The following is a 12,028-nucleotide window of genomic DNA, read 5'->3' on the forward strand; positions in this document are numbered from 1 at the left end:
GCGGGTGCCCGCGGTCGCCCAGGCGAGCGGCCGGTCCTGCTGGTGGCTCGGGCCGAGAGCAGTGACGAGCCGGGGGTTGGAGCCGTCGACCCAGGGCTGCGTCGTGTCGTAGCGGAAGATCTGAGCGTCGGTGTACGTGCCGAGGTACTGGGTGGTGCCGTGGAGGATGGTGCCCTCGACCTCGCCGATGACTCCAGTGCCGAAGGGCACCTTGGGGTACTGCTCGCCCGACAGGGTGCCGGGGTCGAGGACGCTGAGGCTCGAGCCGCCGTACCCGCCGACCCAGACCGTGCCGCCGGCGCCGGTGCCGATGGACTTGATCCGCATCTTGGTCGGCACGAAGCTGATCGGGTAGGTGGCCTCGCTCCGGTCCGCGAGGTCGATCGCGGCGAGCTCGCCGGACGTGTCGTAGGCGAGGACGTAGTTGCTGGTGCGGCCCCCGATCGTCGTCCGTAGGGCGAGGCGGTCACGTCCCGGCAGCGAGCTGACCGGGCCGACCTCCGTCATCGCGCCGGTCGAGCCGCTCACGGCCCACAGGCGGTTGTAACGGAAGTAGTAGAAGCTCCCCCACGAGCCGAGCGAGGACGGCTTCTGCGCCGAGTAGTTCGAGGTGACGTCCCACGAGCCGGTGACAGTGTCGTAGAGCCGACGCTCGCTCGACGTGGTCAGACCAGTGGCCGTCGTGCCGGCCGGGAGCCGGACCTGCAGGTAACGGCCGAGCGAGTCGAGCTCGACGATGTTGCCGCTGGAGACCGACGTGGGAAGCGGCACGATGACGCGCTGCGACGGGTCGGCCAGGGAGACACGCATGATCGCGGGGTCCGTCGAGCCGAGGCCGACCCAGGCGTAACGGGAGTCGACGGCGAGGCTTCGGGCGTACTCGTGGCGCGAGCTGAGCCTGCCGACGTTCGTGATGTGGTCGGTCGTGGGGTCGAGGACCCAGAGCTCGGACGCGGGATAGGACACGCCCCAGATGCGTCCGTCGGGAGCGGCCTCGACGTCCCAGACGAAGGTCGCCGTCGGTGTGACCTTGCCGAGATCGGTCAGGCTCGCGTCGCCGGGCCGCCAGCGCTGCAGGTGCCCGTCGTTGCCGCCCACGTAGATCGAGCCGTCGACGGCGGCGGTCAGGGCCCAGCCGACGGTCGAGGTGCCGAGCGGCAGCCGGGTCTCGACCGTGCCCGTCTCGACGTCGGCGAGCTGGAACTCCGCCGGGCTGCCGTTGACGACGGTGAAGACCTTCGCGCGGCCGGCGATGGTGGTTGCTTCGACGGTCATCGTGTTGGTGAAGGAGTCGACCGGTTGCACGGCGGCAGTCGGCGCGAGGGTGCGGATCGCGGCGCCACGGGTGGGCCGGAGGTCGAGCACGTCCCAGTACGCCGAGCCGGTGGCGGCCGCGCCCGAGGACAGCTCGATCGTCGCCCAGTGGGCGTCGGTCGGTGCCACGAGCTGGGTCGCCACGAGGCTCCACGTGTCGCGCGCCTTGGAGACCTCGATGCGTTTCGTCGCGCTCAGGCTGCGGTCGGCGCGGAGCCAGCGGACGGTGACGGCGTGCGTGCCGCCCGTGGGTCGGATCCAGGCGCGCAGGTCGTGCGTGACGCCCGGGAAGACCGGCGAGGGTGTGCTCGTCGTGCGGACGTAGCCGGTCGTCGAGCTGTCGACGAGACGGACGCTGCGGCGTCCGGAGCGGGCCGCGCCCGTGCTGAGGTAGGCGCTGGTCCCGGATGCCGCGGCGATGGTCCAGCCGGGGATGATCCCGACGAGGCCGACGGTCTCGAAGCTGCTGTTCGTGACGTCGGGGCGGATGAGGGACAGGGTGTCCCACGTGACCTTCGAGATGCTCGTGCTGTAGGACGAGACCTCGATGGCGGCGCTGGTGGCGCCGGCCGGGGCGACGGCCCTGACCTCGACACGTGACCACACGGAGACGGCTCCCGTGGTGGGCGTGACGGTCCGGCCCAGCTGCCGGCCGAGCACGTCGTAGAAGCGGATCCCGAGGTTCTGGGTGCCGGACCACGTGAACGTGTAGGCCTGTACGTGGTACTCCGCTCCGGCCACGACACCGAAGCCCTTGCGCAGTGCGGTGACGGACGCCGTCGACGACGAGTCGACGAGGTGCATGGCGCGGATGCCGGTGAAAGCGGTGCCCGTGGAGACGTACGCGCGGTTCGGTGTCGGAGCGCTCACCGTCCAACCGGCAGGAGCCGAGCTCGTCGACGACTCGAAGTCACCCCACGTGGCGTTGGACGTGACCGTCTGCAGCGCGGACGTCGGTGTCGCTGGCTGGACCAGGACGGTCAGCAGCGCGCCGATCGCGGTGAGGACGGCGACCCTGCGGCGCCTGCCGCGGCCCTGGACGGTGAGACGGTCGATCAACACGGCATACCTTAGGAAAGGGACATATGCCTCTTAGGGTACGTCGATCGTTGACCGATGTGTCCGTTATGGGATATGGGGTCGATCAGCCCAGGGTCAGTTCCGCGTGCCCATCCTCTGCAGGCGTGTCTCGAGGGAGGCGCGCCGGTGGGCGTTGCCCTCGAGGTCGAGGTAGCGGGTGCCGAACGTGGCGAGGAGCGCGTCGTCGAGCCGGCGCACGGCACCGGGCGGATAGGTGTAGCCCAACCGCTCGCTGAGCTCCGCGCTGTCGACAGGGCTGATGACCTCGGCCAGCGCCTCGACCGTGGTGATGCCGAGCTCGAGGAGCAGGCCCGAGACCCACGTGTAGTGGTCGGTGCGGGACCAGCCGGCGTCCTCGTAGGTGGCGGCGAGGAACTTGGCGAGGTCCTGCGCCCCGATGCGCGAGTCGGGCTCGCTCGGCTGCTGCCCCTCCTCGGGCGGCGCGGAAGGGACCGCCATCTGGAGCCGGTCGCGGATGGCGGAGAACTCACGGTCGGCGAGCTCGATGAGACCTGCCGCGAGGGTGAAGCGGCGGTCGAGGTCGCTGGCGTGCTCCTCGGGGACGCTGCCCTTGTAACGGATGTCGTGCTCGAACTCGGCCCAGGCGTGCTGGAGCACCGTGCGGATCTGGACCGAGACGCTACGTCGCCGCAGGGACTCGTAGGCCGCGGGAACGGTGCGGCTGGCGTCGACGGCGACGAGCAGGTGGCGGCTCGCGTAACCGAAACGTCCGGCCCGGGCCGTCTCCATGCCCATGTCGCGGTCGTCGAGGACGGCGAGCTCCTCGCTCAGCAGGTCGGCGACGGCCGCGACGTCGTCGTGGACGTAGGTGATGACGCGAACCCCGATGAGGTCGGTGATGTCGGTGAGGGGGTGGGGGTAGATCAGCTCGCCGTCGCGCCGGCGCTGGGCCTTGGACGCGAACGAGCCGACCGACTTCGTGCGGCCCGTCACGCTGAGATAGGTGATGCCGGCTTCGTCGAGGAGCGCCGTCACCATCTCGACGAAGAGGGCGGTCGCGTTCTCGAGCTCGGGGCGGAGCGCGGCGTACGCCTCGGCCGGGGTTTGCGCGGACATGCCGTCATCCTGCCGTGCGAGCAGCTCGGGCGGCGACCGGTGGTCCTGCTGCCACCACGTGTCGCCGCGCTCCGAGCGGCCCCAGCCGTGGCGCGCGCCCCACCACGTCGGGTGGTTTCCGACGCGCAGCGCCCCGTGCGCGGGGAAGGCGCGCCAAGCGGCGTCGACGTTGGCGACGGCGCCGTCGTCCTGCCACGTGGCGCAGCGCGGCGTCACGTCCGCGCTCGCAGCGCAGGGGTGGACGTGCGAGAGGCCGACGCTGAATCCGAGGGCGCGGTAGAGGCCGATGGCCGACTCGAGCGTGATGCCGAGGTGCCCCGCCTCGAGGCGGGAGATGCGGCTGGGCGGCACGCCGAGCCGGTCGGCGAGGGCACGCTGGCTCAGCAGGTGCGTCCGTCGGATGTGGCGCAGCGCGTCGCCGAACGCATCGGCGCCGTCGGCGTGTGTCATGGGTCCACGGTGGCTGCCGAGCGGTGCTATCGCCATGCGGATGCCGTCCCTGTGGAGGGCCCCGTCACGACCCCGGCGGGTGTGGACGACGGCGGCTCCAGGTCGAGCCGCGTGCTCATGCCACGTGCCCCCCGCGACTGTGCACTGCGTCGCGACGTGACTCAGCGGACGCTCCCAGCGCCTCGGGCCGGAGTGAGTCACCTGGCGACTCACTGCACAGGGACTGAAGGCACAGGGACTCGGTAGCGCGTCTACCGCACGACTTCCGAGCGCTGGGCCGACCGAGCCTGAGCGCGGGACTGGTAGAGCAGCGAGAGGGCAACGAGCCCCAGCGCCCACAGCGCGTGCAGGCCGTTGACCACGAGCAGCACGACGACCGACGCGAACGCGATGACCGCCGTCCACCAGCCGCCGCTGCCGCGGGGGAGCAGGCGCAGGGCCGAGGCCGTGCCGAGCACGTAAACGAGGGTGAAACAGCCCGTCGCGAGCAGCATGAGCGGCGTCAGCCCGAGGTCCAGCGCGACGGTCAGGACGAGCGCCAGGGTCGAGGAGGTCGTGATGACCACGATGCTGCGGCGCGGCACCTGGCCCGCCTCGCCGCCCTTCGCCAGCCAGTGCGGCAGCGCGCCGTCGCGGGCCAGCGCCGCCCCGAGGCGTGAACCGCCGGCGTAGTACGCGTTCATGGCGCCGACGGTGAGCAGCACCGCCACGACCGCCGTCACGACCCGGGCCTGATCGCCGAGCGCGACCGCCATGAGGTCGGACAGCGGAGCCTGGCTGCTGCCCGCCCGTGCTCCCAGCACGAGGACGCTGGTCGCCGCCAGGCCCAGGTAGAGGACACCGACGACGGTCACGGCGATCGCCGTCGCACGCGGCACGTCGTGACGTGGGTTGCGGTAGTCGCCGGCGAGCGAAGCGACCGCCTCCCAGCCGGCGAACCCCCACACGAGGACGGCGGCGGCCGTGCCGACCGCAGCCCAACCATTCGGGGCGAACGGCGTCAGCGACTCAGCGCTGCCATGCGGCAGCGCCACGGCCATGGTCGCCGTCATGAGGAGTGCCAGGACCGTGGCGAGCCCGAGCTGCACGCGCCCGGAGAACCGCAGGCCCGCGAGGTTCATCAAGCCCGTGCCGACGATGAGCGCCGCCCCGACGGCGACGGTTGTCGTCCGGCCGCCGCCGACGACGTCCGCAACGTAGCCGCCGGCCATCATCGACGCCGGCGGAGCACCGACCGGAATCGCGAAGTAGAAGCACCACCCGACCGCACCGGCAGCCCGCTCGCCGAAGGCACGGCGGACGTACGTCGCGACGCCGCCGCCGTCGGGGTGACGCGCACCGAGCGCCGCGAACGTGCTCGCGAGCGGGACCGAGAGCAGCACGAGCGCCGCCCAGGCCACGAGCGAGGCCGGTCCGGCCACCTGCGCCGCGAGTGCCGGCAGCGTGATGACGCCCGTGCCGAGGACCGCGCCGACCGACAGGGCCGAGCCCTGCGCGATGGTGAGCGAGCCGCCCCTCGGATGCGTGGGGCCGGTGGTCGTGCCAATCGTCGTGGTCGTCGCGCCCAGGCCGCTCGGGCCGGCGGGAGTCGCTGCGGTGGGGGCCATGGCTCCAGCGTGGCCGTGGAGTGGACTGGCCAGAAGTGCCACTTCTTGCCGGTCAGTTTGGTCCAATCTAGGCTGGCCACGTGGACCTGCATTTCACCCTCACCGGATCTGGGGACCTCACCGCCCAGATCTACGCCCAGCTGCGGGCCGCCGTTCTCGACGGTCGCCTCACCGGTGGTGACCGCGTGCCGGCCACGCGCGACCTCGCGACGACGCTCGACGTCGCGCGTGGCACCGTGACCGCTGCGTACGACCGTCTCATCGCCGAGGAGCTGCTCGAGAGCAGGCGCGGCGCGGGCACGTTCGTCGCCGCCGGCTGCGTGCCACCAGCCCACGCGACCGGCCGGCGAGCCCGCGCCGGCGCCGTGAGGCCGGTGCCGCTGTGGGCCACGCCCACTGCGCCTGCCCCGGGGCCCGGCCGGACGGCATACGACTTCTCCGTCGGCGTGCCCGACGACTCGCTCTTCCCGCTCGCGACGTGGCGCAGGCTCGTCAGCGGCACCCTTCGCAGGGGCCGACTGACCGCGGGGACCTACGAGGCGCGCGGCACGAGCCGACTCGAGGTCGAGATCGCCAGGTACGCGGGTCTGTCCCGCTCCGTGGTCGCGGCCGGTGACGACGTGGTGACCACCGCCGGTGCGCAGCAGGCGCTCGACCTCGTGGCACGGGTGCTCGTCGAGCCCGGTGACGTCGTCGCCGTCGAGGACCCCGGCTACACCGCCGCTGCCCGGCTCTTCGCGACCCACCGTGCCGTCGTCCGCGGCGTGCCGGTCGATGGTGAGGGGATCGTCGTCGACGCGCTGCCCCCGGCCGCTCGCCTCGTCTACGTCACGCCCTCACACCAGCACCCCACGGGCGTCGCCATGTCTCGCGCGAGGCGGATCGCCTTGCTGGAGTGGGCGGTGCGGCACGGAGCGGTCATCGTCGAGGACGACTACGACAGCGAGTTCCGCTTCGCCGACCGGCCGCTCGAGCCCCTCCAGAGCCTCGACCGTGACGGCCGGGTCGTCTACGTCGGGTCGTTCTCCAAGTCCCTCCTGCCGTCGTTGCGGGTGGGCTACGCCATCGCACCCGCCACGCTCACCGCCGCCCTGCGCGAGGCCAAGCGGGTCACGGTGTGGGACGGCGACACCGTGACGCAGGGAGCCCTCGCCGACTTCCTCGCCGAGGGCCACCATGCTGCCCACGTCAAGCGCGCGACGAAGGTCTACCGCGCGCGACGAGAGGCCTTGCTCGCCGGCCTGACCAGTCCCGGTGGCCTCGCCGACTGGCTCGAGGTCATCCCGTCCGCGGCCGGGCTCCACCTCTGCACGCTGCTGCGCGACCCGGTACTCGACGACGTCTCGATTGCCGAGGCCGCCCTGGCCGCAGGAGTTTTCGTCGAGCCTCTGTCCGTGCGACACCTCGAGCAAGCACCTCACCATGGACTCGCGTTCGGCGTCGGCGGCATACCCCTGGAGCGCATCGGTCCGGCGCTCGCCGCGCTCCGGCAGGTCCTCAGCGCGAGCCGACCGGCACGCCGCGTCGACGGATGATCGCGAACTGCGTCGCGAGCGGGACGATCCCGAGGATCAGCACCATCGGCACCGCGAAACCGAGGCGCAGGTCGTCGGAGCCGACGGCGCCCGTGAGCACCGCGCCGAGGAGCGCTCCGACGTAGTTGAACTGGTTGAAGCGCGCGACGACCTGGTCGGTCTTGTCGATGCGCTCGCCGGCCGAGTCGTCATCACCGCTCGCGATGGCGCCGGCTGCCGAGAAGCTGAGCGGTGCGATCGTCGCGACCGCGCCACCGAGAAGGGTGAACCCGATGACGGCGACGACCCACGTCGGCGCGAAGACGATGACGGCGAGCGCCGCGGCCGCGACGACGCCGCTGATCCGCAGCAGCGACACGGCGCCGTGCCGGTCGACGAGGCGGTCTCCGACGGCGCGGGCCAGGAGGGTCGCCCCGAGGTACGGCAGGGTCGCGAGGGCTGCCAGGCCGGAGGGGGCGTCGAGCGTGCCGTCGAGGTAGACCGGTCCCCACGTCGTCGCAGCGGTGTCGACCATGTAGAAGAGCACCATCGCGACACCGAGCAGCGCGATGCGGCGCCACGGCACATCGACCGTGGCGTCGGACTCGGCGAGCCGGTCGCGGCGCACGAACGGGGCCGCGATCGCGGCGACCGGCAGAATGAGGAGCGGCAGCAGTCTCGGGCCGAGCTCGACGCTCGCGGTGGCGAGGGTGACGATCGTGGCGAGGATGCCACCCGCAGTCCAGAAGGCGTGGAACGACGGGAGGATCGGGCGGCGGTAGAGGTGCTCGACGGTGACCGCCTGCATGTTCGAGGACGCGTCGACGAGACCGAGGGCGAGGCCGTACACCGCGAGGCCGGCGACGAAGACGGCGAAGGCCGGCGCGACGAGAAGCGTCGCGAAGCCGACCGTCGCGGTCACGAGGCCGACCCGCACGACGACCGCGCTCGACGACCGAGCGGCGACGAGCTCGGCGAGGACCGATCCGACCCCCGCGAGCAGCACGACCATGAGCAGCAGACCGCTCGTGGCGAGCTCGTCGATCGACCACTTCTCCTGGATCTGCGGGAGCCGGGTGGTCAGGGTGATGAACAGCAGTCCCTGCACGAAGAAGGCGGTGCCGGCGGCGAGCCGGGCGCGGAGCAGGGGAGAGGACTCGGCCCGAAGTGTCACGGTTGGTCACACTGGCGGTCGCGGCCCACGCCGTCAAGAGACCGGGCGGTCAGCAGCAGGCGTCACCGCGCCAGCTGGACCCTCCCTCCCGGACTGCGACCCCGGCGATGACGAGAGCGGCGACGGCATCGAGCCACCACCAGCCGAGCAGCGCGTTGGCGAGCAGGCCGACGAGGAGCACGGCGGACAGGTAGGTGCAGAGCAGCGTCTGCGTGCCGTCGGCGACCACGGCACCCGAGCCCAGCTCGCGGCCGGTGCGCCGCTGCCACCGCGAGAGCAGCGGCATGACCGTGAGCGACAGGGCGGCGAGCACGATGCCGACGAGCGAGGTGTCGGGCTGCTCGCGCAGGACGAGCGCGCGCACCGACTCGACGGTGACGTAGGCGGCGAGCGCGAAGAACGACACCGCGATGAGGCGACGCGCCTGGTGTTCGCGGTCCTCGGGGATGGCGTGCCGGAACTGCCAGAGGATGACGAGCCCGCTCATCACCTCGACCGTCGAGTCGAGGCCGAAGCCGACGAGGGCCGTCGAGTCCGCCGCGCGCCCCGCCCAGATCGCGATGACCGCCTCGGCGACGTTGTACGCCACCGACGCGCCGGCGAGCAGCTGGGCGCGCCGGAAGAGCGCGGTCCGCCGCGAGGGCGCCAGGATCGTGAACACCGGCCGGTTCGGCGCGCTCACCAGTCCGCCCCCGTGCATCGGCCCCGGTCGGTCGTCTCGACCTGCAGTGTTGCGTGGGCCACCTGGAACTGCTCACGCAGCATCCGGCTCGCGGCGGCGAGGACGTCGGGTCCGGCATCGGCCCGCGACGTCACGAGGTGCGCTGTGGCGACGTCCATGCCGGACGTCAGGGTCCAGACGTGCAGGTCGTGCACGCCGGTGACACCGGGCACCTCGCCCAGTGCCGCGAGCATCGCGGTCGGCTCGATGCCCGTCGGTGCGTGCTGACCGAGCACGGCGACGACCTCGCGGCCCAGGCCCACGGCCCGCACCGCGACGAAGACGGCGATGGCGAGCGCGACGCCGGTGTCCCACCACGCGCTGCCGGTCGCGCCGACGAGGAGCGCGGCGACGATGACCCCGAGGGAGCCGACGGTGTCGGCGACGACCTCGAGGTAGGCGCCCCTGACGTTGAGGCTCTCGCCCGCCCCGCCGCGAAGCAGGGTGAGCGCGACGAGGTTGACGACGAGCCCGATGACGCCGACCGCGAGCATCGTGCTGGAGGCGACCTGGGGGCTCGAGCCGATGCGCCCGACCGCCTCGACGGCGATGTAGGCGGAGACGCCGAGCATGAGGAGGACGGCGAGGCCCGAGGCGAAGACCTCCGCGCGGTACGAGCCGAAGGTGCGGCGGCCCGTGGTGTCGGCGCGGGTCGCGATGCGCGTGGCCACGAGGGCGGCCCCGAGCGTCACGACGTCGGCGGCCATGTGGCCGGCGTCGGACAGCAGCGCGAGCGACCCGGACACGAGACCTGCGACGAGCTCGACGCCGAAGTATGCCGCGACGAGACCGAACGCGACCGCGAGCCGCCAGCGGTGTCGTCCACCCGCGTGGGCCGAGGTCGGACCGTGGTCGTGGCTCACCGCGCGGTCCCGTCGTGGAGGGCGTGCTCTCGTGTCACGTCGAGCAACAGCCGGACGTGGGCGTCGGAGAGCCGGTAGAAGACGTTGCGGCCCTCGCGCCGCCCGGTGACGACGCGCGAGGCACGGAGCAGCCTCAAGGCCTGCGACACGGTGGCCTCTGCGGTCGCGGTGGCGGCGGCGAGGTCGCACACGCACAGTTCGCCGGCCTCGAGCAAGGCGTAGAGCAGCCGGGCACGGGTCGGGTCACCGAGGAGCTTGAAGACGCTCGCCACACGCGAGAGCTCTTCTGCGCCGGGGGCGTTCGCGGTCGCCAGTGCGACCTTCTCGGGGTGCACGCATGATGTCGCGCAGCCGTCCAGGCCCGTGACGGTGCTCATCGTCGCCCTCTCATCTGACCGAATGTTCAGATGTCACTGTCGTCCGGTCTGCGCCGGTATGTCAACCCGGGCCCGTCCACCGGGCGGCAGACTGTCGGCATGCTGAGACTGACCGTCACGGTGCCGAGCGAGCTGACCGAGCAGGTCACGCAGGTGCTGGCCGACTCGACCGCCGTGAGCAGCCTGACGCTCATGCGGGGCGTCGCCATCCGGCCCCGGGGCGACGTCGTGCAGGCCGACGTGGCCCGCGAGGGCGCCAACGCGCTCGTCGACCAGCTCCGCGAGCTCGGTGTCCACCAGGGGGGCACCCTGCAGATCGAGCCGGTGAGCACGTGGGTGTCGCGGGCGGGCTTCGAGGCCGACGAGGAGACCCCGGGCAGCAGCGCCGACGCGGTCGTGTGGGCAGAGGTCGCACAGCGGTCCTACGACGACAGCGAGCTCAACTGGACGTTCCTGTCGTTCATGTCACTCGCGACGCTCATCGCCGGCATCGCGATCGTCCTGGACTCGCAGATCCTCGTCATCGGCGCGATGGTTCTCGGTCCCGAGTTCGGGGCCGTGGCCGCGCTCGGCGTCGCGCTGGTGCGCAGGCGGGCGCTCCTGCTCGGCGTCGCCGCACGGGCGCTCGTCGTGGGGTTCGCGGTCGCCATCCTCGTGACCTGCGGCGCGAGTCTCGTAGGCCGCGCGTTGGGCTGGGTGACGCTCCAGGACGTCACCGGCGAGCGCCCCGCGACCGACTTCATCTACACGCCCGACCGGTGGTCGTTCATCGTCGCGGTGCTCGCGGCCGCGGCGGGGGTCCTGTCCCTGACGTCGTCGAGGCTGGGCGGCCTCAGTGGCGTCTTCATCTCGGTCACGACGATCCCCGCCGCCGGCAACGTCGCGCTCGGGCTCGCGTTCGGGGCGTGGCACGAGGTGCGCGGCAGCGGTCTGCAGCTGGTGGTCAACCTGGCCGGCATGGCCGTGGCCGGGTGGCTGACCCTCCTGCTCCAACAGGCGGTCTGGTCGCGCGTGCCGGCTCCGCGGTCGCACTCCCGGCTCAACCGGCACGTCCACGCCGAGCCGCCACCGCGCCGCCGCTGAGGCCCGCTCACGCGCCGCCGACGCCAGGCCGGGTCGATGTACTTCCGAGGGCCTGGCGCCTCGGTCATACATCGACCCGGTGGTGGTGGGGTTCAGGAGAGCTGGCCGCGTACGGCTCCGCCCGGGAACTCGAGCGTGTGCACGTTGACGTAGTAGGCCGAGGGCTGCGACACGATGGCGACGGCGAGGTCCCTATTCACGGAGACGCAACCGCCGGAGGAGCCGCTCGTGGGCGCCTGGAGCGGGACAACGACAGGCCCGTTCTCGGTGGCGGCCCCGACGTGGATGTGCGCGAGAGTCACGTCCGCCAGGCCCGTGACGGTCAGGTCGTAACAGATCTCGTCGAGTCCGGGAGTGACCCAGACGTGAGCGGTGCCCGCCCCGTCGGGATCACCGCCGCCGAGCTCGTTCGCGCCCAGCAGCTGCGCCGTGAGGGGGCGACCCACGGCTGTGGCTGTGCTCGGGACAGAGAGTCCGGCAACGGCGAGGAGCGCTATGGCGACGGACGCGGTACGGGTGGTGCGCTTCATGGCTTGGTCCCTTGGGTCCTGGACGCGAGCTGGCGTCGGGTGGGTGATGGCTGGTCGCGGCGCACCCGCCGACGAACGCGCCCCCCGGGCCGGTGTCGCCGCGGCCACGACCAAGGACGCCCGGGCGGTTCGACCGGTTCAGAGGAGCGTTCGCCGGATAGCCGACACGGGGAGGACAGGGGGTTGACACCGCAGTGGGCGCTCCATATGTTAACGCTCACATCACGCGCTCGGACTG

10 protein-coding genes are annotated in these 12,028 nt (G+C 72.2%); 2 read left to right on the top strand and 8 right to left on the bottom strand.

The features are described from left to right. From ACFQU3_RS16925 to ACFQU3_RS16935, 3 genes are all read right to left on the bottom strand, one after another. Positions 1–2,376 (bottom strand): hypothetical protein (locus ACFQU3_RS16925; RefSeq protein ID WP_385911852.1); only part of this gene is annotated, 2,376 nt, incomplete at its 3' end. Between the two features lie 93 nt (positions 2,377–2,469). Beyond that, on the bottom strand, positions 2,470–3,921 hold the full coding sequence (locus ACFQU3_RS16930; RefSeq protein WP_385911854.1) for a helix-turn-helix domain-containing protein: 1,452 nt from the start codon (positions 3,919–3,921) through the stop codon (positions 2,470–2,472). A gap of 251 nt (positions 3,922–4,172) precedes the next feature. Continuing rightward, positions 4,173–5,528: an amino acid permease gene (locus tag ACFQU3_RS16935; RefSeq protein ID WP_385911856.1), complete on the bottom strand. Its 1,356-nt coding sequence runs from the start codon at positions 5,526–5,528 to the stop codon at positions 4,173–4,175. An 80-nt stretch (positions 5,529–5,608) separates the two neighbouring features. Here ACFQU3_RS16935 and ACFQU3_RS16940 point away from each other — a divergent pair, with 80 nt between their 5' ends. Next, positions 5,609–7,063, top strand: coding sequence for a PLP-dependent aminotransferase family protein (locus tag ACFQU3_RS16940; RefSeq protein WP_385911858.1), 1,455 nt, complete (start codon positions 5,609–5,611; stop codon positions 7,061–7,063). Here ACFQU3_RS16940 and ACFQU3_RS16945 read toward each other — a convergent pair. From ACFQU3_RS16945 to ACFQU3_RS16960, 4 genes are read right to left on the bottom strand one after another with little or no spacing between them, the layout of a single operon-like run. Continuing rightward, positions 7,026–8,216 carry an MFS transporter gene (locus tag ACFQU3_RS16945; RefSeq protein WP_385911860.1) on the bottom strand — a complete coding sequence of 397 codons (1,191 nt, stop codon included), beginning with the start codon at positions 8,214–8,216 and terminating at the stop codon, positions 7,026–7,028. The genes ACFQU3_RS16940 and ACFQU3_RS16945 overlap by 38 nt on opposite strands. A gap of 49 nt (positions 8,217–8,265) precedes the next feature. After that, positions 8,266–8,898 carry a cation diffusion facilitator family transporter gene (locus ACFQU3_RS16950; RefSeq protein ID WP_385911862.1) on the bottom strand — a complete coding sequence of 211 codons (633 nt, stop codon included), beginning with the start codon at positions 8,896–8,898 and terminating at the stop codon, positions 8,266–8,268. Continuing rightward, on the bottom strand, positions 8,895–9,800 hold the full coding sequence (locus ACFQU3_RS16955; RefSeq protein ID WP_385911864.1) for a cation diffusion facilitator family transporter: 906 nt from the start codon (positions 9,798–9,800) through the stop codon (positions 8,895–8,897). Before ACFQU3_RS16955 ends, ACFQU3_RS16950 begins: the two co-directional genes overlap by 4 nt. Next, positions 9,797–10,177: an ArsR/SmtB family transcription factor gene (locus ACFQU3_RS16960; RefSeq protein ID WP_385911866.1), complete on the bottom strand. Its 381-nt coding sequence runs from the start codon at positions 10,175–10,177 to the stop codon at positions 9,797–9,799. The genes ACFQU3_RS16955 and ACFQU3_RS16960 overlap by 4 nt, the downstream gene beginning before the upstream one ends. Positions 10,178–10,276: 99 nt before the next feature. Between ACFQU3_RS16960 and ACFQU3_RS16965 the strand changes: the two genes are divergently transcribed. Continuing rightward, a complete protein-coding gene (locus ACFQU3_RS16965; RefSeq protein ID WP_385911868.1) occupies positions 10,277–11,260 on the top strand; it encodes a DUF389 domain-containing protein in 984 nt (327 codons plus the stop codon). Positions 11,261–11,352: 92 nt separating this feature from the next. Here ACFQU3_RS16965 and ACFQU3_RS16970 read toward each other — a convergent pair whose 3' ends face one another. Further along, positions 11,353–11,790 (bottom strand): CHRD domain-containing protein, encoded by a 438-nt coding sequence (locus ACFQU3_RS16970; protein WP_385911870.1) that lies wholly within the window; start codon positions 11,788–11,790, stop codon positions 11,353–11,355. Between the last annotated feature and the right edge of the window lie 238 nt (positions 11,791–12,028).

It is taken from the genome of Terrabacter sp. GCM10028922 (assembly GCF_042666095.1).
Taxonomy (GTDB): domain Bacteria; phylum Actinomycetota; class Actinomycetes; order Actinomycetales; family Dermatophilaceae; genus Terrabacter.

Excerpts from the sequence above, each read along its gene's own strand:
- ACFQU3_RS16965 (WP_385911868.1), top strand. The coding sequence starts at position 10,277 with ATGCTGAGACTGACCGTCACGGTGCCGAGCGAGCTGACCGAGCAGGTC.
- ACFQU3_RS16930 (WP_385911854.1), bottom strand. The coding sequence starts at position 3,921 with ATGACACACGCCGACGGCGCCGATGCGTTCGGCGACGCGCTGCGCCAC.
- ACFQU3_RS16935 (WP_385911856.1), bottom strand. The coding sequence starts at position 5,528 with ATGGCCCCCACCGCAGCGACTCCCGCCGGCCCGAGCGGCCTGGGCGCG.
- ACFQU3_RS16970 (WP_385911870.1), bottom strand. The coding sequence starts at position 11,790 with ATGAAGCGCACCACCCGTACCGCGTCCGTCGCCATAGCGCTCCTCGCC.
- ACFQU3_RS16960 (WP_385911866.1), bottom strand. The coding sequence starts at position 10,177 with ATGAGCACCGTCACGGGCCTGGACGGCTGCGCGACATCATGCGTGCAC.